The sequence below is a fragment of the Kangiella sp. genome (assembly GCF_048265365.1).
Lineage (GTDB): Bacteria > Pseudomonadota > Gammaproteobacteria > Enterobacterales > Kangiellaceae > Kangiella.
This window is the reverse complement of record NZ_JBLXBT010000002.1, coordinates 190,566-213,491: the sequence shown is the minus strand read 5'-3', so window position 1 is coordinate 213,491 and position 22,926 is coordinate 190,566. Positions and strand designations below refer to the sequence as shown.

18 protein-coding genes and 3 tRNA genes are annotated in these 22,926 nt (G+C 44.7%); 9 read left to right on the top strand and 12 right to left on the bottom strand.

Annotated features, from left to right (window positions below):
• Positions 1–360: 360 nt before the first annotated feature.
• From nth to ACN0VI_RS10180, 8 genes are all read right to left on the bottom strand, one after another.
• A complete protein-coding gene (nth, locus tag ACN0VI_RS10215; protein WP_417446714.1) occupies positions 361–996 on the bottom strand; it encodes an endonuclease III in 636 nt (211 codons plus the stop codon).
• A complete protein-coding gene (locus ACN0VI_RS10210) occupies positions 989–1,690 on the bottom strand; it encodes an electron transport complex subunit E (RefSeq protein ID WP_417446713.1) in 702 nt (233 codons plus the stop codon). The genes nth and ACN0VI_RS10210 overlap by 8 nt, the downstream gene beginning before the upstream one ends.
• Positions 1,683–2,324 (bottom strand): electron transport complex subunit RsxG, encoded by a 642-nt coding sequence (gene rsxG / locus ACN0VI_RS10205; RefSeq protein ID WP_331893125.1) that lies wholly within the window; start codon positions 2,322–2,324, stop codon positions 1,683–1,685. Before rsxG ends, ACN0VI_RS10210 begins: the two co-directional genes overlap by 8 nt.
• Entirely contained in the window at positions 2,314–3,396 is a 1,083-nt protein-coding gene (gene rsxD, locus ACN0VI_RS10200) for an electron transport complex subunit RsxD (RefSeq protein WP_417446712.1), read from the bottom strand. Before rsxD ends, rsxG begins: the two co-directional genes overlap by 11 nt.
• Complete coding sequence (gene rsxC, locus ACN0VI_RS10195; RefSeq protein WP_417446711.1) at positions 3,393–4,997, bottom strand: electron transport complex subunit RsxC; 1,605 nt, start codon at positions 4,995–4,997, stop codon at positions 3,393–3,395. Before rsxC ends, rsxD begins: the two co-directional genes overlap by 4 nt.
• A complete protein-coding gene (gene rsxB / locus ACN0VI_RS10190) occupies positions 4,997–5,584 on the bottom strand; it encodes an electron transport complex subunit RsxB (RefSeq protein ID WP_417446710.1) in 588 nt (195 codons plus the stop codon). Before rsxB ends, rsxC begins: the two co-directional genes overlap by 1 nt.
• 8 nt (positions 5,585–5,592) lie before the next feature.
• Positions 5,593–6,174, bottom strand: coding sequence for an electron transport complex subunit RsxA (gene rsxA / locus ACN0VI_RS10185; protein ID WP_018625604.1), 582 nt, complete (start codon positions 6,172–6,174; stop codon positions 5,593–5,595).
• A 315-nt stretch (positions 6,175–6,489) separates the two neighbouring features.
• Positions 6,490–7,023, bottom strand: a complete 534-nt coding sequence (locus ACN0VI_RS10180) for a hypothetical protein (protein ID WP_417446709.1) — start codon at positions 7,021–7,023, stop codon at positions 6,490–6,492.
• Positions 7,024–7,128: 105 nt separating this feature from the next.
• Here ACN0VI_RS10180 and uvrY point away from each other — a divergent pair, with 105 nt between their 5' ends.
• The 6 genes from uvrY (at position 7,129) to ACN0VI_RS10150 (ending at position 10,762) form a co-directional block, all read left to right on the top strand.
• Positions 7,129–7,767 carry a UvrY/SirA/GacA family response regulator transcription factor gene (gene uvrY / locus ACN0VI_RS10175; protein WP_331892459.1) on the top strand — a complete coding sequence of 213 codons (639 nt, stop codon included), beginning with the start codon at positions 7,129–7,131 and terminating at the stop codon, positions 7,765–7,767.
• 23 nt (positions 7,768–7,790) lie between these two features.
• Positions 7,791–9,629: an excinuclease ABC subunit UvrC gene (gene uvrC, locus ACN0VI_RS10170; protein ID WP_417446708.1), complete on the top strand. Its 1,839-nt coding sequence runs from the start codon at positions 7,791–7,793 to the stop codon at positions 9,627–9,629.
• Between the two features lie 71 nt (positions 9,630–9,700).
• A complete protein-coding gene (gene pgsA / locus ACN0VI_RS10165; protein ID WP_417446707.1) occupies positions 9,701–10,267 on the top strand; it encodes a CDP-diacylglycerol--glycerol-3-phosphate 3-phosphatidyltransferase in 567 nt (188 codons plus the stop codon).
• A gap of 150 nt (positions 10,268–10,417) precedes the next feature.
• Positions 10,418–10,493: transfer RNA gene (locus ACN0VI_RS10160), tRNA-Gly, on the top strand.
• A 64-nt stretch (positions 10,494–10,557) separates the two neighbouring features.
• Positions 10,558–10,631: transfer RNA gene (locus ACN0VI_RS10155), tRNA-Cys, on the top strand.
• 44 nt (positions 10,632–10,675) lie between these two features.
• Positions 10,676–10,762, top strand: a tRNA-Leu gene (locus ACN0VI_RS10150).
• Between the two features lie 108 nt (positions 10,763–10,870).
• Here ACN0VI_RS10150 and ACN0VI_RS10145 read toward each other — a convergent pair.
• The 4 genes from ACN0VI_RS10145 to ACN0VI_RS10130 are packed head-to-tail and all read right to left on the bottom strand — an operon-like array spanning position 10,871 to position 14,167.
• Positions 10,871–12,106 carry an ATP-binding protein gene (locus tag ACN0VI_RS10145; RefSeq protein ID WP_417446706.1) on the bottom strand — a complete coding sequence of 412 codons (1,236 nt, stop codon included), beginning with the start codon at positions 12,104–12,106 and terminating at the stop codon, positions 10,871–10,873.
• Positions 12,103–12,804, bottom strand: a complete 702-nt coding sequence (locus ACN0VI_RS10140) for a response regulator transcription factor (RefSeq protein ID WP_417446705.1) — start codon at positions 12,802–12,804, stop codon at positions 12,103–12,105. Before ACN0VI_RS10140 ends, ACN0VI_RS10145 begins: the two co-directional genes overlap by 4 nt.
• A 2-nt stretch (positions 12,805–12,806) precedes the next feature.
• Complete coding sequence (locus ACN0VI_RS10135) at positions 12,807–13,244, bottom strand: DUF3019 domain-containing protein (protein ID WP_417446704.1); 438 nt, start codon at positions 13,242–13,244, stop codon at positions 12,807–12,809.
• Between the two features lie 8 nt (positions 13,245–13,252).
• The gene (locus ACN0VI_RS10130; protein WP_417446703.1) at positions 13,253–14,167 is read right to left on the bottom strand and encodes a MipA/OmpV family protein; all 915 of its coding nucleotides are present in this window, start codon (positions 14,165–14,167) and stop codon (positions 13,253–13,255) included.
• A 242-nt stretch (positions 14,168–14,409) separates the two neighbouring features.
• On the opposite strand from ACN0VI_RS10130, the gene ACN0VI_RS10125 reads away from it, so the two are divergent.
• From ACN0VI_RS10125 to ACN0VI_RS10115, 3 genes are all read left to right on the top strand, one after another.
• On the top strand, positions 14,410–19,677 hold the full coding sequence (locus ACN0VI_RS10125; protein ID WP_417446702.1) for a S8 family serine peptidase: 5,268 nt from the start codon (positions 14,410–14,412) through the stop codon (positions 19,675–19,677).
• Positions 19,678–19,827: 150 nt separating this feature from the next.
• Complete coding sequence (locus tag ACN0VI_RS10120) at positions 19,828–20,544, top strand: response regulator (RefSeq protein ID WP_417446701.1); 717 nt, start codon at positions 19,828–19,830, stop codon at positions 20,542–20,544.
• Positions 20,541–22,811 (top strand): tetratricopeptide repeat protein, encoded by a 2,271-nt coding sequence (locus tag ACN0VI_RS10115; protein ID WP_417446700.1) that lies wholly within the window; start codon positions 20,541–20,543, stop codon positions 22,809–22,811. Before ACN0VI_RS10120 ends, ACN0VI_RS10115 begins: the two co-directional genes overlap by 4 nt.
• The last annotated feature ends 115 nt before the right edge of the window (positions 22,812–22,926 follow it).

Sequence of the window (22,926 nt, the reverse complement as noted above, 5' to 3'; positions counted from 1 at the left end):
AGGGACTGTAACTTGTTGACTACCAAATTAAAAAGAATGCCGCTTATGCGGCATTTTTTGTGCCTGTAATTTATCAATAATCTAAAGTAGGCTGGTGATGCACCCCTAGGGCAGAATCAGGTCACGAATCCCAGCTAGTTTAGCTCATAAGGTAGATGGCGTTGTGAGAAGTGCACTGTGATGATTTAATGGGTTACGCTTTGCTAACCCATCCTATGATACTGGGAAGAGCAGATTCCAAATTACCCAAGGGCATTTCCGTTGGTCACAGTTTGGAATGACATTCCTTGAGGGGATGTTCTCTATGGGCAAGTGTCATTCCTTAAGCTTCTGGTTTATTTGTAGTGTTCCAAGGCACATTTAATCACTAGTCTTATCTTTAAACTCACACAGGTCTTCGATAATGCAGCTGCCGCAGCGGGGCTTTCTGGCAAGGCAAGTGTAGCGACCGTGCAAGATTAGCCAGTGGTGGGCATCAAGTAGGAATTCTTTGGGGACAAATTTGAGTAGCTTTTCTTCGACCTGACGGACGTTTTTACCGGGCGCGATTTTGGTGCGGTTGGACACGCGAAAGATGTGTGTGTCCACCGCCATGGCGGGCTGTCTGAAGGCGGTGTTGAGCACTACGTTGGCGGTTTTGCGACCGACACCAGCCAATGCTTCGAGTTCTTTGCGATTGTCAGGTACAACGGAGTCGTGTTTTTCCACTAAGTCTTTGCAGCAGGAGATAACGTTTTTAGCCTTGCTGTTAAAAAGTCCGATGGTTTTGATGTATTCCTTGAGCCCTTCTTCGCCCAGTTCATAAATAGCTTCTGGGGTGTTGGCGACAGGAAATAGTTTGCGAGTTGCCTTGTTGACCCCGACATCAGTGGCTTGCGCTGATAAAATGACGGCAATGAGCAACTCGAAAGTGGAGTTGTATTCCAGCTCAGTTTCCGGGTTGGGATTATGCTCACGCAGTCGCTCGAATATTTCCTGTCGCTTGGCTTTATTCATGACTCAAGGCTTCTCCACTTTGTATGGGCGAAGTTTTACTGGCTTTGGCTTGTTCAGCTCGCTTGTGGTCAATACCGTTTTTGATGGCGATCAGAATTCCCAGTCCAACGAATGCACCTGGCGGCAAGATGGCGAACAGGAATGTTGAGTCAGTCAGATAGAAAGAAATGGTTAAGTCACTGGCCCACTCACCGAGCAGTTGTTCGGCGCCTGAGAAGAGGGTTCCTTGGCCAATCATTTCGCGTAGCGCGCCAAGTGTACACAATACCGCTGTAAAGCCTAAACCTTGCATGACGCCATCAAGAAGCGATGGGAAGAATTTATTCTTCGAGGCAAAGGCTTCGGCGCGGCCAATGATGGCGCAGTTGGTGACGATCAATGGAATGAAAATGCCAAGCGTCAAATATAAATCGTAAGTGAAGGCATTCATGATTAGACCAACGTTAGTCACAAAGCTGGCGATCATCATCACGAAAATGGGGATACGAATTTCTTTAGGGATATAGTTACGGACCAGCGACACTGAGCCGTTGGAGCCGGCCAATACCCAGGTGGTGGCAAGACCAAGCGCCAGGCCATTAATGAAAGTATTGCTAACTGCCAATAAAGGGCACAAACCGAGCAATTGAACCAGTGCGGGATTGTTATCCCATAGTCCGTTTTTGATGATGGTCTTGTGTTCGGAGTTAATCATTACTTCCTCCACAGTTTTGCGGCCCTTCGAACAGCTGCTGTTTATTGTTTTCGAAAAAGACCAATGTTTTGGCGACTTGCTGAATCACTGCTCGTGGCGTAATGGTGGCGCCAGTAAATGCATCAAATTGACCGCCGTCTTTAGTCACTGCCCATGCTGCAGGCTTTGGATTATTCAGTGATTTTCCAGAAAAGCTTAAAATCCAGTCGCTTTTCTTAGCGTCAATTTTATCACCGAGTCCCGGCGTCTCTTTGTGATCGGTGACGCGTACACCGGCGACAGTGCCATCTGCATAAATACCTACTACCATGGTAATTTTACCGCTGTAGCCATTAGGAGCCACCGACTCCAGAACCACTGCAACAGGCTCTCCATCCTGGCGCATGCGATAGGCTTTTAAGGGCTTGTTAGAACCCAGCTTACTGGCATCTTCAATTAAAGTGCAGTCATGGTAGACATCATTGTTGTATTCGTTTTGTGCGACCAGTTGATTCAAGGTTCGAGCTAATGCCGCTTCCATCTCACCAGCAATGGTGTCGCGAGTAATGTAGTAGGTTATTGCAATCAGCCCCACACATACAGCCGCAAAAATCGCCAGAATGAGTCCGTTCTTACTAATCATCTTAGCGAGCATCAGAATCTCCTTTGCCATTGTTTGCTTTCGCTTTGTGGCCATAAACTTTTGGTTTGGTGTAATAGTCGAGCATCGGCACGGTCATGTTCATCAGCAAAACAGCAAAAGCAATAGCATCGGGATAACCACCAAAAGTTCTTATCAAAATGGTGATAACGCCAATACCAAAACCAAATATCCAACGGCCTTTAGGCGTGGTTGATGCAGTCACTGGATCGGTGGCGATAAAGAATGCACCTAGCATGGTTGCGCCGGCGAACAGGTGAAAGTTTGGTGATAAATAATGATCGCTATCGGTGATGAATAAAGCCAATGACATAATTATCATGCCGAGTAACACACCAGCCGGTATTTGCCAGCCGATAACTTTGCGGAACATAAGTACCAGGCCACCCGCAAGAAAGCCCAGGTTAACCCACTGCCAGCCAGAACCAGACAGTCCATTGATGACAGCGTGAGTTTCAATTTCCGCCAGACGATAGCCCTGTGCCAATTCTGTTTTGACATGATCAAGTGGTGTTGCCATGGTAAAGCCATCAAGCCCCATGCGAGCCGCGGTGATAGATTGGCCATCAAAGCCTGTGCCGGTGAAAATATAAGAGAGTGCATCTAAAAATCCAACCGGGTTTTGCGCAAGCTCTGCCGGTGGAAGCCATGAGGTCATTTCTAATGGAAAAGAGATCAACAGAAGCACATAACCAACCATGGCAGGATTGAACAGGTTGTTACCAAGCCCACCATAGACATGCTTGGCAAAAACAATCGCGAATGAAACGCCCAGTACCGTCATCCACCAGGGAAGCAGTGGCGGAATGGCGAGCGCCAATAACCAGGCGGTTACTAGCGCACTACCGTCGAATAAAGATGGCAGAATAGGTCGCTGGCGAACTTTTAGGATAAGCGCTTCGGTGACTATCGCAGTGGTGCCAGCTAGAATGATGTTGATAATGACGCCAAAGCCATAAAAATAGACGAGCGCAAATAGACCGGGCAGAGTTGCACCAATTACCCATAGCATCAGCTCAGTAACTGATGTGGGTTTTTTAGCAAATGGTGACGAAATTAGACTCATGCGTCATTACCTTTTTGGTCGGTTTCATTGGAAGGCTTCGTTTCAGGTTCATCGTCTTGTTGTGCTTTTTTTGCTTTGACCCGTGCCAGCGCTGCGGCAACTGCAGATTTTTTGGCATCATCTTCATTGGTCGCTTCGGCTGCTTTTCGTCTTGCTTCGGCTGCTTTGCGGTGTTTCTCAGCCTTTTCACGCTTCACACGTTCCAACCGTTCCTGGCGCGCTTCATGACGCAAGCGAGCTTTGTCGGCTTTAGTCTTTTCGACTTTCTGATTGCGAATAGTCGATTTGGCATAGCGATAGTATTGCACCAGCGGAATATCACTGGGGCAAACATAAGCGCAGGCTCCGCACTCGATGCAATCAAATAAATCATACTCTTCGGCTTTTTCGAACTCATCAGACTTGGCGTGCCAATATAATTGTTGTGGCAGCAGCGAAGCGGGACAGGCATCCATACAGGCACCGCAACGAATACATGGCAGAGCTAGATGATCATGCTTTAATTCTTTTGGCGCGGCCATAATAATGCAGTTGGTGGCCTTAACAATACCAACTTTGGAGTTCGGTAATTCAAAGCCCATCATGGGGCCGCCCATGACCAGAACTCCTGGATTAGTGGCATTACTGATGGCCATTAAATGCTCAACGGGAGTGCCAAAGGGTACTCGATAGTTGCCGGGTTTTTGGCAAGCTTCACCAGTCAAGGTGACAATGCGCGACACTAACGGTTTACCAAACTCAAAGGCTTCGTAAATCGCGAAACAGGTGCCGACGTTGTGCATGACCAACCCTAAGTCGGCTGGTAATCCACCATGCGGGACTTCTTTGCCGGTGATAAGCTGGATAAGCTGTTTCTCGCCACCACTTGGATACTTGGTTGGTATGACGGCAATTTTAGCGTCATCTAAACCAAGCTCTTTCCGTGCCGACACTAAAGCATCTATCGCATCAGGCTTATTGTCTTCGATGCCTATGACAATGTTTAAATTGTCATAGAGGCGGCTAATAATTTGCGTGCCTTTTAAGACTTCTGCCGCATGCTCTTGCAGCAATCGGTCATCGCAGGTGATGTAAGGTTCACACTCAGCCGCATTGATGATTAGAGTATCAATGCCGGACTCGCGTTTTAGTTTTATATGAGTGGGGAATGATGCGCCGCCAAGACCAACGATACCGCTTTCGCAAATGTGGGCCAGAATTTCCGCACGCTCTAAGTTCTGAACATCTGACTTAGGGTTTAAGTCACACCATTGATCATTGCCGTCGGTTTCAACGACGACGCATATATCATCAAGCCCCGATGGGTGCGCAATTGGGCGCTTCTCAATGGCCACTACTGTGCCAGAACTCGGCGCATGATGGAATGTACTGAATACGCCATCGCTTTCGGCTATGACCTGGCCTTTCAATACTGTGTCGCCAATATTGACTGTCGGTAAAGAGCGATTGCCGGCCTGGCCTTTAAGGTTGATGACTAGCTGTTTCGGTAAAGGGATATCCTGAATCGGCGTCTGGTTCGACTCGACTTTGTGTTCCTTGGGGTGAATGCCGCCAGGAAATTCAAAAATAGGGATTTCAGATTTATAATTGGAGCGCTCCATTAATGGGACTCCTTACTGAAAATCTGTTTGACTGGAATTTGGTTCAATTCCATCTGTTCAGGCTGTTGCCATTTCCAGGTTGCAATGGTCTGCGGAATTTCAAGCATATCGATGCAATCCACCGGGCAAGGCTCAACACACAAATCGCAGCCGGTACATTCATCAACAATGACCGTATGCATTAACTTGGGCGCACCTAAAATGGCATCGACAGGGCAGGCCTGAATGCACTTGGTGCAACCAATACACTCGTCTTCACGAATATAAGCGATGCGAGGTGGTTTTTCTTCACCGCATTCTTCATCCAGCGGAATGACTTCGCGACCCAGTAAATCAGCTAGGGCCTTAACGCCTGCTTCACCGCCGGGGGGGCACTTATTAATGGCATCGCCATTAGCAATGGCTTCCGCGTAAGGTTTGCAGCCAGGATAGCCGCATTGGCCGCACTGTGTCTGTGGTAATACTTCATTGATTTGCTCAACAATGGGGTCGCCTTCAACCTTGAATTTTACCGACGCGAAGCCAAGAATGGCGCCAAAAATCAGGCCAAGCACAGCAAGAATAATAACTGCTACGAGTAAGTCCATCGGCAACCTTACAGCTTAACGAGGCCGGAAAAGCCCATGAACGCAAGCGACATCAGGCCCGCAGTGATCATTGCAATGGAAGCACCTTTGAAGGGGAGCGGCACATCTGCTGCGGCCAAACGTTCGCGCATCGCGGCAAATAAAATCAGAACCAGGGAAAAGCCTACCGCTGCACCAAAACCATAAATGACAGACTGCACAAAGTTGTGGGCTTCATTAACATTAAGTAAAGCCACACCAAGTACTGCGCAGTTGGTAGTAATTAAAGGCAAGAAAATCCCCAGCAAGCGGTAAAGAATCGGGCTGGTCTTATGAATAATCATTTCCGTCAGCTGCACCATGACAGCAATCACCAAAATGAAGGAAAGAGTTTGTAAATACTCCATGCCAAGAGGGGCAAGGATAAAGGTGTTGACGATGTAACTCAACGCAGAGGCTAGGGTTAAAACAAAGGTAGTCGCTACCGACATGCCTATCGCTGTTTCCAGTTTTCCGGAGACACCCATAAACGGACAAAGCCCAAGGAACTTCACCAGAACAAAATTATTGACCAAAACGGTACCGATAAAGAGTAGCAAATACTCGCCCATCAGCTGATAACACCTTGTTTTTGCGCAATTTTCGCGACGGAGTGGGTCGAAAGTGACAATTGGTAAAACTTGCCATCGAAAGAGTGCATATTATGCGGGATAGCCGGTTTCTAAACAACCACAGAAAGTTTAGGGATTTGACCTGGATCAAAGCGATTGGGATATTATGAGGGCTGGTTATTAGGGTGGGCCTTTGGCCATTGACTCTGTGTTTATTGGGCGACCGCAGGTCGCCCCTACACTAGATTATAATTCCGGTTGGTAGTAGTGCGGGCCTTGGCCCGCTATAAAAGGATATTAAAGTTCGATTTTGGGTTATTCGACACGGATTACACGGTAGCTTTTGTTCCTTCCTTTGACGTTCATGTTGTAGCTGTCCATAAATCCTTTTTCGATAGTCACTGTAGGGTTGGTGATTTTGTAGTAACCAGGACGCAGGTCTGTGATTTCCCAGACTTGACCATTATCAAGTTGGATTTGCATACCTTTTTCCCATTCAGCGAATTCACCCAGCGCGGTCGCCGTAATTTTTTCTAAGGTTTCTTCTTCTTTAATTCGTTCACTGCCAAATTCATTTACCTTGTCTTTTTTGCTGACAACTTCAGCTTTCGGTGAAGGCTTTTGTGCTTGCTCCGGCATGGCTGGTTTAGCTGGTTCGACTGGCTTGGCAGGCTGTGCAGCAGGTTCAGATTTAGAGGGTGCTGGTCTATTTTTTAGAAACTGGTCATAGCAGGCGAGGCGCTTGGCATCGTCGGTGATGGCTACGCAGTCCTCTGGTGTTGAGGCCGCTGTGGAGAAGTTGGCCCATGCGGTTATCCCAAATAAAATGCAGATGTGCTTTATATTCATATTAGTTCTCATTCCTGTTCTAACTGTGCTTGCTATATTAAAGCAATTTCATAATAATTGAACCGCTATTTTATTCAAAAATATAAATGAGTTATTGAGGTATACATGATTAAAGTCTTGCTGGTGGATGATCACGATTTGGTACGCATGGGATTGGGTCGTTTACTTTCTGATGCAGATGGAATTGAGGTCGTAGGCGAGGCTGAGTCTGGGGAAGAAGCGATAAAGAAAGTTAAAGAGCTGAATCCTCATGTCGTAATGATGGATGCCAATATGCCGGGGATAGGCGGTTTAGAGGCAACTCGGCGTATGTTGCGCTTTGAACCAGATCTTAAGGTGATTGCTTTGACGGTACATGGTTCTGAACCTTATCCAACGCAGTTTATCGCTGCTGGTGCTATGGGTTATCTGACTAAAGGAACGGATATCAGTGAAATGGTTAAAGCCATTCATTCGGTCAATCGCGGTAAGCTTTATCTGGCTGCGGAAGTGGCGCAACAGATGGCGCTTAGCCAGTTCAATAAAACCGAAGATAATCCTTTCAGCACCTTATCCGAGCGCGAAATGCAGATTATGTTGATGATTACGCGCGGTGAAAAAGTCCAGGCGATTTCCGACAAGCTGCATTTAAGTCCTAAGACAGTTAACAGCTATCGTTACCGCTTATTTGAAAAGCTTGGCGTTGAGAATGATGTGAGCCTGACTCACATGGCACTTCGCTATAAAGTGATTGAAGCTCAGTAGCCGGTTTAGCAACAAGAGAACCTATGAGTCCTGTGGACGACAATTCATCTTCAATTAAACCGCACATTAAAAAAATCCTTGCTCACCTGAGTCATAAGCCCGGCGTGTACCAAATGCTGGGCAAAGATGGCGAAACCCTCTATGTGGGCAAAGCCAAGAATCTTTCCAATCGCGTTAAAAGCTACTTCACGAAAAAGTACCAGTCGCCGAAAACTGAGTTGCTGGTGACCTATATTGAAGATATCCATACCACGGTAACGGAAACGGAAACGGAAGCACTGCTGCTCGAAAATAATCTAATTAAGAAATATAAGCCGCGCTTCAACGTTATCTTTCGTGATGATAAATCCTATCCTTTTGTATTTTTATCGGCCGGCGATTTTCCACGACTGGCCTATCATCGTGGTGCTAAAAAAGAGAAGGGTGAATATTTTGGCCCTTTCCCCAGCTCCAGTGCGGTGCGCCAGAGTTTGTCACTGATTCAAAAGACCTTTCAGATTCGTCAATGTGAGGACAGTTATTTTGCCAACCGTTCTCGCCCCTGTTTGCAGTATCAGATCAAGCGCTGCACAGCGCCTTGCGTGGATTATATTTCAAAAGAAGAATACGCCAAAGACGTCGAGAACGTGAAGCTGTTTTATCAGGGCAAAAGCGAACAGGTTATTGAGCGTTTGCAGAAGAAGATGGACGTAGCCAGCCAGAACCTGGAGTTTGAAATTGCCGCGCGTTATCGCGATCAAATAAAACAGATGCGCCATGTCATGCAACAACAGGTAATCAGCGGCACTGCGTCGGATCTGGATGTGATTGGTGTGTCTTATGCTTCTGGGGTGTGCTGTATCTTATTAGTATTTATTCGCCAGGGCATGATCGTTGGCAATAAAACTTATTTTCCGAAAGTACCCAAGCACAGTGATTTGCAGGAAATCGTGTCAACCTTCCTCGGGTTTTATTATTTATCCGGTGCAGAAATTCCCAAACAGGTGGTGATTGAAAATTTACCGGAAGATATTGATGCATTACAGGAGGCTTTTGCCGAACAGCGAGGTTCTAAAGTCACGATTCGCCAGGCCAGTCGCGGGCAGGTCAAAGAATGGCAGACCTTCGCTAATAAGAATGCCGAACACTCCTTACGGGCTAAGCTCAACAGTAAATCTAACTTCACGCAACGTTTGCTGGATCTACAAAAAGCATTGCAAATGGAGCAGATGCCGAAACATGTGGAGTGTTTTGATATCAGCCATACCCAGGGTAAGCAGACAGTGGCATCTTGCGTAGTGTTTGATGAGAATGGCCCCAAGAAAGCTGACTATCGCATGTTTAATATCTCGGGGATTACCGAAGGTGACGATTATGCGGCCATGCAGCAAGCTCTAACGCGTCGCTATAAGCGCTTAAAAGATGAAAAGCAGGCATTGCCCGATTTGGTCATTGTTGATGGTGGAAAAGGGCAGCTGGCGAAGGCTGAAGAAGTTTTTAATGAGCTGGAGTTAAAATCGAGCTATCTGATTGGTGTTTCCAAAGGCAGCGACCGCAAGGTAGGCATGGAGCAGATCTGGTTTCCAGGGCAACACCAGCCACTATTACTGGATGACGACTCCAAAGCACTACACTTTATCCAGCATATTCGCGATGAAGCACATCGCTTTGCCATTACCAAGCACCGCCACCAGCGTAAAAAGTCAGCCACCAAGTCACTGCTCGAAGAAATACCGGGAGTGGGTGCTAAGCGACGCCAAGCGCTGCTGAGACATTTCGGTGGCTGGCAAGAGGTGGAAAAGGCCAGCGTTAAAGATATTGCTGGAGCACCGGGAGTGAGTCTGGCACTGGCACAAAAAATTTATGATTATTTGCATAGTTAGCGGTATTTCTCAAAAACAATCCGCTACAATGATGCCGTCAATAACAATCAATCAGGAACCTTAAAGTCATCATGTGGAATTTACCCAACGTACTCACAGCTTTTCGTATTTTGCTGGTACCGCTGTTTGTCGTATTCTTTTATATTGATAGCCCTGTAGCACGCTGGATTACATTAGGTATATTCTGTTTTGCCGCAGCGACCGACTGGCTGGATGGTTTTTTAGCCCGAAAAATGAATATTGAGTCACCGTTTGGGGCATTCTTAGACCCCGTTGCGGATAAGTTGATGGTGGCTATTACCCTAATCTTGTTAGTTGAAAGAGAGGGGAGCCTGTGGCTGGCCATTCCTGCGTTAGTCATCATTGGCCGAGAAATCACCATTTCGGCATTGCGTGAATGGATGGCTGAAGTTGGTAATCGGGCCGTGGTTGGTGTATCGGTGATTGGAAAGCTTAAAACTCTGAGCCAGATGTTCGCCATTTTCCTGTTTCTATTAGCGCCGCCAAGTGTATTCGGTCTGCCTAAGACCTTTGGTTTTGTCTTCATCTGGTTGTCAGCGTTACTGACTTTATGGTCTATGTATAGCTATTTAAAAGCTGCCTGGCCGTACTTGACAAGCTCGGAGAATGACGCATAATAACCAGCTCCTGAAGCGGCACCAGGATTTAAGGTTAAAAAAACAGCATATTGTTCAAGCCTTAATCAGCCTCAGGAAGCGTGCTAAAAAAATCGTTTTTTTGTGTTGACACATAAAGATTTCACAGTAAAATGCACGCCATCAAATGACGCGGGAATAGCTCAGCTGGTAGAGCACAACCTTGCCAAGGTTGGGGTCGCGAGTTCGAATCTCGTTTCCCGCTCCAAATTCAAAACCTCGGTGCTTCTAGGCCGAGGTTTTTTATATCAGCACCAGCAAAACTGATTTATGGCTGAGTGGTAGAGTGGCTATACAGCGGATTGCAAATCCGTGGACGTCGGTTCGACTCCGGCCTCAGCCTCCATAATTACGGTTAGCTATAAACTGGTGTGGTTAAGCAAGTCATCTGCCCAGGTGGCGAAATTGGTAGACGCAAGGGACTTAAAATCCCTCGGTGGCAACACCGTGCCGGTTCGACTCCGGCCCTGGGCACCATCTCTTTTTTAATCTTTTTTCTAATATCCCTTAGTAAACAGAGCTCTAGTAGCAAGAACTGTTAATGGCTATTGGTATTCGGTAATTCTAGTGAGAAGATCTAAACAGCTAGCTATGGGGCAGGTTGCTTGGCCAGCAAATGACCATCTTTGCGCCACCAAGGGAGTCGGACTTAGAAATGGAGAATTCTCCCTCATGCCAAATTGCTACCTTGCGTACGATATAAAGTCCTAAACCAAAGCCCTTGTGGTTCTGTTCCTTCACGTTCTCGCGGCTAAACGGTTGCATCAGCTGTTGTGCATTATCTCCCACGCCCGGACCATCGTCTTCTACTGATAGCACACAAGTATTATCAAGGATTTCAAAATGGAGACTAATCTGTTTGTCTGAAAAACGAATGGCATTGGTCAGCAGGTTTTGTATCGCTATCGACATTGATGACTTATCAAAACAGACTTGTACGTCATCACTATGGCAATGAATAACGGTTTGTTCCTCATAAATGGAAAATTTTTCGTAAATTTCTTTTAAGAAGTCTTTTATCGACAGAACCTCAAAGTTCAGAGTATCTGTTTCATTTTCAACTTTTGCGAAGGATAGGTAATCATTGACCAGGGATTCAATTTCTGAGATGTCGTTTTGAATTCGTTGTTTCTGCGAAGCTTTAATATTCGGAGAAATGAGCTCCAACATAAATTTCATCCGTGCCAATGGTGTTCTAATTTCGTGTGAAATCGTTCGCGATAAATCCTTATTCATTTGAATAAAGTTTAAGACTTTGTCTGACATGGTATAAAAGGCGCGAGCAAGAGGGTATATGTTGGACGTTTCCTTAATTGAGCGCTTCATTGGAGAGGGCTTCAAACCAAAGTCCACCGCATCCTGCTGAAGCTTGTAGAGGTCTCGGAAAATAGGACGCATCATAAGCAGTATGAGAAATGCAAGGCTGCTGTAAAAGAGAGGCACAACATAAGGTTCAAAGGATGTTACTTTTTTTTGATGTATAAAGGGACCAAACTGCATCAGCTGTCCGCTATTCAGATCTTTCTTGTAGTAAAACGTCTGATCGCTATCATCAGTAATTGCAATTACTTTTCCTTGTTCTACCATCTGCTGAATATCAGATGGTAAGGCTAAACTGCTGGCTTCTAGGGTTAAAAGATTAGGTAAGGGTTTTGAACCTCTTTTACTGCCTGTGCTAAGGCCATCAAAAAAATAATCGACCTCAATTTGGTAATTTAGATTATCGTCTTGGATTGCGTTATAAATCTGATTAAAAGACCATACCAGCAGAGTACCAGCAAGGATAATCAGGGCATAAAACCTAAAGAACTGGAACTTCATTGAGACTCAACTTCTTTGGTGTAAGTAAATAGATAGCCTTTGCCCCATACTGTACGTATCACAAGACCGGGAATTTTGAAGCTATCAATTTTTGCGCGTAAACGGCTGGTTCTGGCATCAACAGTTCTATCCATACCATTATATTCACGGCCGATAATTGCCTGAAATAGAAATTCTCTGGAAAGCACTTTGCCCTGGTTGATTGCGAAGACCCACAAGAGATCAAAATCCTGACTGGTTAAATCCAGAGGTTTGTTATCTACCGTCACTACTTTTTGATTCTTGTTAAGCTCTAAATCTGAAATGGTTAAAATATCCTGTGATTTAAGAGGCTTTGTTTTACGCAGGTTGGCTTTTATTCGGGCGAGCAGAACGTTGGGTTCTACTGGTTTGACGATGTAATCAATAGCGCCCAGCTCCAGACCTCTAATCTGATCTTCATCATCACTCAGCGCGGTCATGAAGATAATCGGGCAATGGAAAGTTTGTTCTAAAATATTTTTTAAGTTAAATCCATCTATATCAGGCAGCATCACATCACAGAGGATTAGGTCAAAAGACTCCGGATTAGAGACTTTTTTTGCATCGAGACCTTTTGCTATGTGGGTAATCAAAAAGCCATGAGCGGTCAGGTACTCTTCTATGAGTTGAGCTAATGGTAAATCATCTTCAATTAACAGGATATTACAATCAAGCATCGCTACAAGATCCCTAGGCCGTAGTTTCGTCGCTTTTTTTTATCAACGGGCTCGAAAACACTGTGAGTAAAACTGCTGGTTGCTAACACCAGTCCCTTGTCTTCATCAACTGCCTGGAGCTGAATACTCTTATTAGCTGTTATCTTAACGTTAAGCTCTATCTCGCTGGTTTGTTCTTTGCACCATAGCGGATTCTCTTTTGGAACTTGATAGATACATAGATTGTGCTGTTGTTGGCTCACAAACAATATGGTGATGGCTTGCTTACAGATTTGGCCCTGTTGTTTAACCACACAAGTTGTTGGTCTAATAGTCAGACTTGCCTTCATCTTTTCGATAGGGGAGTCCGCGCTCCAGCTATGCTCCTGCTGCGTGGCCAAACAACAACTTCCCACCAAGAGGTAAGTTGTTAGTGAAATGGCAAATGCAGGTCGCTTCATCATTAATCCTAGAATCGATATTTGATACCCAGAAAGTAAGTGTCTGGTTCATCCGTGCTGATGATTTCGTTATCAGTGATTTCGTGTGCTAAAAAAGTTCTCCGATAATTCAACTGCCAAGACCAGGAGGAGTTTATTTGGTACTCGGAGTCGATGCTAAAAGCATAGTTTGTGCCTGAAGAATTTGGCTGATAAGAAAAAGCAGGTAAAAGTGCTTCTTCAGGCCTGGTTCCATAATAATAGTTGAGCAGTCTTTTGCTCTTGTGTATAGCACTACCTCTCATACCTAATGACCATTGGTCGGTAATCATCAAGCCATAAGAAATAGACACATCAATTTCATAGCCATTATGAACATCGGTGACGTCATGGTAATACCCTGAACGAATATCAAAGTCTCCAATCGTGTAGTTTACCGCCACGCCAGCCAAATATGAGATATCGCGCTCGACATCTTCGGGCTGAATTCTGGGATCTCTGAGAGGAGGTTGAATACCTAACGCAGTGAATACACCGAAGTCATCAAGTTTGAAATAAATACCGTCGTCATTAAGTCGCCCCACTAAATCAATGTACAAATCAGAGTTTTCAAATAGTGTGTAACCAATCGTTGTGTTGTCCAAGAAGAAATTTTCGCCGTAGTAACTAATGCTTGGAAGCAGATAGAGTTCATAGTCATCTACATTACCTATGATACTTTCAACCTGGCCATAACCTATGCTGAGTGCGAATTCCCACTGACCAGTGGTTTGATACTGAGATGAATCTTTTTTTTGTGACTCTTTTTCTTTAGGTATTAGAGTTTCATCAACTGCTTCGATTTCTATAATTTCAGTTTCAATAGGGGGATTCTCGGTTGCGCTGACCGATAGACAAAATAAGCTTAATGATAACAATATATATAAATGGAAACGTTTCTTCATAGGTGACCCATAAAAGGGTTGGCTACTGTATTTTATTGACAGTAAATTGAGTCTAGCAACGACTAGAAAGCTTGTCCAACCAGTAACTAAGATTCGTACAATTTCGTACAAAGATTGCGGAAGTACTTGATCTATTCCTGCTCGTACAATTTCGTACACTTTATGCTTCTAGGTATTAGTTTTGGTTGTGCTATACGTACTGGCGCTATAAAAAAACTTATTCAATTTATAGGAGTACAGTCGTGAAAATCAAAACCATTGCTTCAGTCGTTGTTGCCGCTGTTTATTCAGCCGGTATTGCAGCTACTGCCAGTGCAGTCGGTGGCTCAGGCTACCAGATTGAACCCATCAATATCAGCCCTGAATCTGCTAAGGCTCGTGTTGAGTCTGGTTACGAAACTTCGGATACCTCTTTACTTGAGGGGATGGGGGGTAACCTTAAACTGAGCCCGAAAGTAAAGTTTAAAGTCGAAGACAACATTTCAGGTCGTCATAACTACATTATTCAATTAAAAAGTGCCCCTGCTGCACTTTATAAAGGTGACGTGAGTGGTTTTGCATCAACCAAAGATCTGTTCTCAAATAAGTCGTTAGGTCCTAGAAAGGTCGACCTTAAATCAAACTCTAAAATTGCTGCTTACACCAGCAAACTGAAAAGTGAACAAGCAGTATTAGTTAGCAAAGCTAGCTCTGTAGGTGTCAATTTAAATGTCAAAAAGCAACACCAGATCGCCATTAATGCGGTGATTGCTGAAATGACTCAGGAAGAAGCGGAGCGCTTATCAAAATTAAGTGAAGTTGCTTATATCTCAAGAGATGTCCGTCATGAATTATTGATGGATATTGCTCCAGAGCGTACAGGTGTTCCTAATGTATGGACCGATACCAGCGCTCCGGGAAACCCAGATGGCTTGAAGGGCGAGGGTATGTTAATCGGTGTTATCGATACCGGTATCAACACTCAACATCCTTCTTTTGCAGCAGCAGGTGATGACGGGTATACGATACAGAACCCACTGGGTTCCGGAAATTTTTTGCATGATTGTTCTGTAGAAGCCTACCAATACTTATGCAATGACAAGCTTATTGGTGTCTGGTCGACTCCAATTATCACCGATGCATTTAGTGATTCTGAGTTTACAGAAACTCGCCCTGCTGTGGGTGAAGATTATCAGGGACACGGCTCGCATACTGCCAGTATTGCCGCGGGTAATGTTCTATTTGATGTGCCCTATAAAGTTCCGGCAATTGCACAGACCCACGAAGGTATTGATACCGGTTATGTGATTCCAAAGATGTCAGGTATCGCACCTCATGCCAACATTATTTCTTACCAGGTTTGTTATCCAGGAAATGGTGCGGATAAGTGGGTTGGCTGCCCGAGCAGTGCGATTATTCCTGCGATTGAACAGGCGATTCTTGATGGCGTAGATGTCATAAACTATTCAATCTCTGGTGGTTATGATTCACATAATGATCCGGTTGAGCTTTCATTCCTGTCAGCTCATGAGTCTGGCATTAACGTCGCTGCATCCGCCGGTAACGCAGGTGCCTATCGTTCAGTAAACCACGTATCACCTTGGTTATTATCCGTTGCCTCCAGCCAGCACGGACGTAGATTTAACGTTCAAACAGCTTCCCAATTGCAGGATCTAAGCTACAACGGTACATCGATTCCTGCTGTTTATCGTACGGATGTTCAAGGTATCAACAAGGCGCCTGTCTCTGGCCCAATGGTTTTAGCTGCTGATTATGGTAACTCTCTTTGTTCAACACCCTTCTCTGCGGGAACATTTGCTAATGGAGAAATCGTATTCTGTGAGCGTGGTGAGAATGCACTTATCGATAAGTCAGCTAATGTTGCTGCTGGTGGCGCTGCTGCTGCGGTAATCTACAATACTGCTGACTCGTCACAGGATATGTATCCAAACTTACCACACAGCATTCCAACGGTTCAGATGGATCGCTACGATGGTGATGTGGTTGTTGCCTGGTTGAATGACCTGGATGGCCACTATGGCACGATTCCAGCAACTGAAGTTACGCGTACGATTGACCCAGCACGTCAGGACGCTATTTCTCCATTCAGTTCAATTGGTCATGCGTACCTGGACGAATACAGAGAATCTACAGCACCAAGCATTACAGCTCCGGGTTCAGATATTTACTCTGCTTATTCTTCCGATCAACCCTTTACTCAATATGCAGGCGCTACTGACTTTAATTCCATCAGTGGTACGTCTATGTCTAGCCCTCATATTGCAGGTGCATTAGCACTCATTAAGCAAGCTCGCCCAGACTGGTCGCCTTCTGAAGTTATGTCAGCAATGCAATTGACAGCCAATGATCTGGTTGGTGATCAATTTGGTCGTCCTGAATTAACCAATCCATGGTTCTATGGTTCTGGTATGGCACAAGTCGATAAAGCTATTCATTCGGGACTGGTTATGCATGTTCCTGTAGAACATTACACCATCGCTAATCCACATCAGGGCGGAAATATTGGTGCTTTGAATACGCCTAACATGGTTGATTCGAGCTGCTACCGTACCTGTAGCTGGGTCCGTGAAGTGACGGCAACTGTTGATGGTACCTGGACTGTTTCAACTGAAACTGATGAGTACAGTGTTGAAATTGAAGCCTTCCCTAGTACGTTCTCTTTAAAGGCTGGTGAAACACAGCGTCTCATCATCAATGGCTCTTGGACTGACTCTCGTAGTGTTCATGCTTCGCCACGAGGTCTAACGGTGTTTGGTAAGGTTCTTTTGACTCATGAAAACGCATCAATTCCAGTTGCCAGTATGAATGTGGAGATGGAGTTGGACAGTGGTACTTTGCCAGAAGTCGTTGAATACAATGTGTTCTCTGCTCAAAGTAGTCATACCATTAAGAATTTGGCCCTAGGTGATGCTCCTTACTTGAATGTTACGGCATATGAGCCAGTATTAGCCAGTATTGAAGAAGTTGAACTGGTTGAACGTGATTCTGGTAATGGTTCCAATCTGTTTGAAGTTGCACAAGACCTTGAGCGAGTTAAAGTGACCTGGGTTTCGGTTCCTGAAGGTGCTAAGCGTTTTGTAGCTGAAGTTCTAGAAAGCGGTGCTGCTATAAATCCTAATGAATATACACAACCTATGGGTAATGCCGGTATTTATGTCGGTATCGATGCCAATGAAGATGGTGTGATTGATTATGACAATGAAGCCATTTGTAAATCTGTATTAAAATCAACTGAGCTACTTGACTGGTGTAATATTCCTAATCCTGAAGCTGGTAATTATTGGGTAGTTTGGCAAGAGCACAACTTCAACAGCCGTGGTTATTTAGGCTATGAGGATGCTATTTTCAAACATAAAGTTGCCACTGCAGTTGTTATGGATGAACAAGCTGCGTACTTGAACGTTGAAGCGCCAGCCAGCACTAACAGTGACAACTTCTATGATGTGACTTTACATCTTGATGACACCAACTTTGTTGAAGGTCAGAAATATTACTCAGCAATTGAGCTTGGTACTGATGCCAACAACCCTGAGAACATTGGCTTAATTTCTACCAACTTTGTTCGTCAAAAAGATGGCATTAATATGGCTGCTAGCCAGACAGGCGCAGTTGTTGGGGATGTGATTGATTATACGGTTTCAATAAACGCTAACCTGAGTGGCGCTGACCGCAGCTTCAATCTTTCCTCTGAAATTCCAGAAGGGCTTGAGCTGGTTGATGGTAGTGTACAGTTGGTTGATAACCGTTTTGTAAATGCAGACATTGTTCAAGAAGGTAATAGCTTCAATGTAACGGGTATACAGAATGACAGCCGCGATCGTAAGCGTGAGTATATTATTACTGACTCATTGACTGATGCATCATGTCGTGCACCGGTGGGCGCTGGCGGTTATGTCAATTTGTATGACTATGGCTTCTCGCCACTTGAGAATGCTCCAGAAAGTAATAGACAACCTGGTATGCAAGTTACCTTGAATGAAATATTCCAGGATGAACGAGCTTCATCAGGTGAGAGTTACGCGCTATTTAATTATCAAGATGGTAATACCTTCAATAGTAGCAGCCTCTATATCTGGGGTAACGGCATGGTGGACTTGCACGGCATGGCACCAGGTTTCTTTGGCTCATTTACCAATAGGGCTTTCAATGACACTTATAAAGCACCGTCTATAGCTAATATTGGGGTCTTCTGGTATGGATTGGCAGGTTTTGGTTCTCAGGGCATGGAGTTTGGTGCCCCATACGTTGACACTGGTGTGGAAGCTGAAGCATCGGGTATTAGCTTTGTGCGTCTGGTTAATCAACAGAATGAAGGGACTCACGTTTTAATTGAGTGGGATAACCTTCAGCATGTAACTGGTACATCATGTACCTTCAGAGGATGCGCTGATTGGGAACCCAATCCCAGTTCAACAACTTCTGTAGATGCACAGCTTATTCTGGCGCGTGACTATAGCTCTGCCACTGGTGCTTACGAGATGGTCTATGTGTATGACAATTTGAACTTTGGTCATTACACCGGTAATGGTTCACCGTTCCAGACGGATCTTCGAGTCGAGAATGTTGTAACAGCTGGTGTGCATGGTGGTGCCAGCCCATGGGCTGGTGACCCGGTTGAAGGTTACTTAAATCAAAGTGCTGTTCCAGGCTATGATGGCTATGGTCAATTAGCTAATTACCTTCAAGACGATATGGCTATCTGCTTTGACTACAACGGCCCAGAAGTCACTGCTTTTGAAGTTGCGTTTAAAGTTAAGGTTAAGTCTGAAGCTATTGGCCAAAGTTTTGATGTGATGTCTATGCTGACAATGGACGGTGTGGGCAGCAAAGTGCTTACTGCGAGCTTGATTGCGCCTTCGAACATCACGCTTTTCAGCATTGATGACCAATCCATGGTGGAAGAGAGCACAATTGAAGGCATTCAAGTTGCTTACATGGATAACAACAATGTCTCTAATACCATTAGTGTTCACGGTGAAGGTGTGACCGCGGTTGTTCATGGGCATCACAATGGCGCCACCTTTGACCTGATTGCTAATGAAAACTTCTCAGGCTTGACTGAAGTTACTGTGACGGTTCAGGATGATAACCAGCCAACGGATCGTGCATCAACCAAGTTCATGGTTAATGTTAGCGGGGTGAATGATGCACCGGTTATTGTGCTTGAGTCAGCAGAGATCACTATTACTGAAGGTCAAAGCGCTAACTTAAATGCTTCAGGTACCTATGATCCTGATGGTGATAGCTTAATCTTCAACTGGTCTGGCTCAGGCTCGATTGAGAACAGTTCAGCAGCAACAACTTCTGTGAGTGGTCTGGCTGCCGGTTCCTACACTTACACGCTTGTGGTTAGTGATGGAGCACTTCAAGTCGAGAAAACAGTTGATGTTGAAGTATCAGCAGCTCCTACGTCTGCCGGCTCTGAAGGTGGCTCTGGTGGCGGTGGTAGCACTAACTGGTTGCTATTACTGATGCTGGGCTTCTTCTTGAGAAAACGTATCAGAGTCTAGAATTCTAATAATCATAAAATATCTCCTATTCATTTTACTCAGGCTTCGGCCTGAGTTTTTTTTACAATTGTTAAATTTGTATTTCAATAAACACTAATCTATACATTATGATACAATTCTGCGTGTATTGATTAACCGGTTGATGGATTTATGAAGTTAAGCGATTGGATTCTTATTGTTGACGATGATACCGAGTTGACTGAGTTGTTGACTCGATTCCTGGAAAAAAATGGGTTTCAAGTCAGAACCGAGACGAATGGTGCCAAAGCAGTTTCTACAATCATCGAAGGTCAGCCTAAGCTTGTCATTTTGGATGTGATGTTACCTGACTTGGATGGACTTTCAATTTGTCGCGAAGTGCGCAATGACTATGAAGGGCCCATTTTAATGCTGACTGCCCTTGAGGATGATGTAGATGAAGTGACCGGTTTAGAAATTGGGGCGGATGACTATCTGGCAAAGCCAGTTCGCTCTCGAGTTCTGTTGGCAAGAGTCAGAGCACTATTACGTCGCTACGGATTACTATCGAAGTATCAGGAAGAATCCGAGTCTCAAAGCGATCAATATCGGGTAACGGTTAATGGGTTGACCGTTGATAAGGTCGCGCGATCTGCAACGTTACATGGTAACAGCCTGGATCTCACTACCTCTGAATTTGAATTACTTTGGATTCTTGCGAACAATGCCGGTCAGGTGGTCACTCGTGACGAAATCTCTGAGAGTTTTAAGAGCATGGGGTATGACAGCTCAACTCGAACTATCGATTTGAGAATTTCACACTTAAGGCGCAAAATGGATGATGACCCGAGGGTTCCGACTCTCATTAAAACTGTTCGCGGCAAAGGTTATCAACTGGCCCTACAATGATTGCAAAGCAAACTCACAATAGATTTTATTCAGGCCTGTTCACACAAGTGGTGACAGGCCTGCTTTTTATTGTGTCTTTGTTAGTTGTTTTTCCAAGTAAAGCTGATCACGAGCAAACGCTTACCAATGAAGAGTTATTCCAACAGCTAGCTCAGGCAAAAGGCCAAGATAAAACGGTCACCTATCTGGATATTATGGTTAAAAACCGCAATGCTCAGCCACAGGTGACGATTGATTATGGCAAACAGGCACTGGAGCATCTCAAACAATTTCCGAGCGATGACGATAAAGTTTTGGTGCTGTCTAATATGTCCTGGTCACACATGGTGATAGGCCAATATGAAGAAGCAGAGTCGCTGGCAGTTGAAGGGCTCGAACTGGCGCAAAGTATTAACGATATTAAAGCTTTAATTGTACCCCTAAACATCGCAGGACTGGCCTATTGGCGACAGGGCCGTTATGACGAGGCTTTGAAGTATTACTTTAGAGCTCTGGATGTAACCCAGGAGATTGGTGATGTTCGGGGGGAAGCCACGACTTTAAATAACATTGGTTTAATTTATATTGAGCAGGGAGATAGTCCAACCGCTTTTGTTTATTTCACGAACGCAAAGATGCTTTACGAGAAAAATAATAATCAGCATGCGTTAACCACCGCCATGAATAATATTGCCGGAATTTACTCGGCACAGGGAAGTTATAGTCAGGCACTGGAAATCCAACTGGAAGTGCTTCGAATTCGCGAGAAGTTGGACGATGAACCAGGAACCGCTGAGATACTATTAAACATTGGTATTACCTATGACCATATTGGGGATTACGATAAAGCTCATGAGTTTTTTAGTCGAGCCATTCGTTATTTTGAGCCTTTGGGTGATACCCGTGCGATAGCACAGACTTTGAACGCAACGGGCTTGGCATATTTTCACCAAGCCAATTACAAGCAGGCCTTATGGCATTATGAAAAAGCATTGGATTATGGTCGTCAGACAGGCGACAAACTCGTTGAATGCAATATCTTATTATCGTTAGCTGAATTAAAGGTTGCTGAAGAGAAGTATACCGAGGCGCAGTTTTATCTTGATAGCGCGGTAGAACTGGCCCAAACCCTTGGTTTGGAGTCCATAGAGTCACAGGCTCATGCTTTACAGGCTGAAATCTACTTGAGTCAGAATCAACTGGAGCAGGCATTAGCTGAAATTCAACTGACAATCCGTATGTCTCAGAATATGAAAGAAAAAGCCCAGGAAAGTCGGGCTTATGAACTCTTATCGAGAATCTACGAAGCACAGGGAGAGTACCAGAAAAGCCTGAATTCCTTTAGACAATTCAAATCTCTTAACGATGAGATTTTTAGTCAGACCAATAGCGATAAATTAGCGCAGCTACAAAGTCTATATGAAGCTGAAAAGCGTAATAAGCAGATTGAGTTATTAGAGCGTGATAAAGCATTACAGGCTAATAAGATTCAACAGCAGCGTTTTGAGAGAAATGTCTGGATTACCAGCTTAACGCTTCTATTATTCATTGCGCTGCTACTTTATGGCCGCTACAGCCAGAGAAAAGTCAATCAGGCACTGAGCCGAGCACTCGATACACAAACCGGTCTTATGCAAGCAGTAGCCCATGAGTTTCGTGGACCATTGGCAAGGGTTCAGCTGGGTGTTGATATGCTTGAAGAACCTAGCCAAGATCAGGATAAGAAGGTTTTCCAGAACATCAATCGTGGACTGAAAGAACTGGACTCCCTATTAAAAGAAATTCTTGAACTCTTAAAGATGGAGTCGAGAAGGCAAAAAGAGAATCTCCAGCCTGTCATACTGACCGATTTGCTCTCAGAACAAGCTCATGCACAAAGACAGTTAAGCCCGGATAAATCTGTTGTTTTACTGGATTCTTCCAAGTTGGAGACAGAGTTTGAACTACCCAAAAAGCACTTCAATTGGATTTTGAGTAACTTGATTAGTAATGCTATGTACTATTCAAAGAGCAGGGTAGATATCAGTTATAAAGTAAGCCCTACACAATTAGAGATTCATGTTGAAGATGATGGTCCTGGTATTCCGAAAGAATATCGTGACCGAATTTTTGATCCCTTCATGCGCCTTGACCCCAGCCGTACTAGAACGACAGGGGGGACCGGACTTGGTTTAGCCATTGTTAAACGCCTGACATCAATTTATGGTGCCAGTGTCAAAATCACCGAAAGCAAATTAGGGGGGGCTTGTTTCGCATTACAGTGGCCTCTTTATACAAAACCCATTTAGTATAAAAAAACATACAAATCCGACCTGCTTGATTGCTTCTTGCCTGCCATCCCAAAAAAGCCATTTAAAATCAATCGATTAAGCCCTAATTAAAAGCATTGCCTGCCTTATTCGC